The organism is Acidisoma cellulosilyticum (assembly GCF_020621385.1).
GTDB classification, from domain to species: Bacteria; Pseudomonadota; Alphaproteobacteria; order Acetobacterales; family Acetobacteraceae; genus Acidisoma; species Acidisoma cellulosilyticum.
The window spans coordinates 1-1,082 of sequence record NZ_JAESVA010000043.1; the positions used below are offsets into that span (position 1 = coordinate 1).

At 66.2% G+C, this 1,082-nt stretch carries 1 protein-coding gene; it reads left to right on the forward strand.

The annotated features are described in order from the left end of the window. On the forward strand, positions 1–1,082 hold a 1,082-nt coding region (glpD, locus tag ACELLULO517_RS28445; protein ID WP_227310875.1), incomplete at both ends, for a glycerol-3-phosphate dehydrogenase.

The following is a 1,082-nucleotide window of genomic DNA, read 5'->3' on the forward strand; positions in this document are numbered from 1 at the left end:
CTGAAACCCGACTTCGTCCATGCTTTCGAATATTCCGATTGCTGGGTCGAGGATTCCCGCCTCGTCGTGCTCAACGCCATGGACGCGGCGGCCCGCGGCGCGGTGATCCGTCCACGCACGCGCTGTCTGGAGGCCGTGCGGACTGACGGGCTGTGGCGCTTGTCCCTTCAGGACGAAGCGACCGGCGAGACCTATGCCATCACCGCCCGCGCGCTGGTCAATGCCGCCGGTCCCTGGGTCGGCGATGTCGGGCAGAGCGTGCTGCACAATAATAGCCGTGCGCCCGTGCGGCTGGTCCAGGGCAGCCATATCGTGGTGCCGAAACTGTACGATCATGCCGGCTGCTACATCTTTCAGAATGACGACCGCCGCATCTTCTTCGTCATTCCCTATGAGCAGGATTTCACGCTCATCGGCACCACGGACCAGGACTACCAGGGCAACCCGGCCGATGTGCGGGCCAGTGCGGAGGAGATCGCCTATCTCTGCCGCTCGGCCAGCGACTATCTGGCGCGGGAGATCACGCCGGAGATGGTGGTCTGGACCTATTCCGGGGTGCGGCCGCTATATGACGAGGCCGGCGATACGGCAGCACAGGCGGCGACCCGGGATTATGTGCTGAAGCTGGACGCGGCGGACGGCGCCGCCCCCCTGCTCTCGGTCTATGGCGGCAAGATCACCACCTTTCGGCGATTGGCGGAATCGGCGCTGGCGCAACTGGCGCCGCTCCTGCCGGCCGCGAGCGGCAAGCCCGCCGGCTGGACGGGGCGCGAGACCCTGCCGGGCGGGGATTTCCCCATGCAGGGGTTCGAGGCGCTGCGGGCGACGATGGCGGCGTGCTATCCGTTTCTGCCCGAACGTCACCTCCGTCGCCTGCTGCGCGCATACGGCACGCGCGTCACCATCCTGCTCGGCGATGCCAAAAGCCTGGCCGATCTAGGCGAAAACTTCGGCGCCGACCTGACCGAGGCCGAACTGCACTACCTCGTCACCCATGAATGGGTCCGATCCAGCCAGGACATCCTCTGGCGCCGATCCAAACTCGGCCTGCGTATCTCCCAGGCCGAAGCCGAGAGGATCGA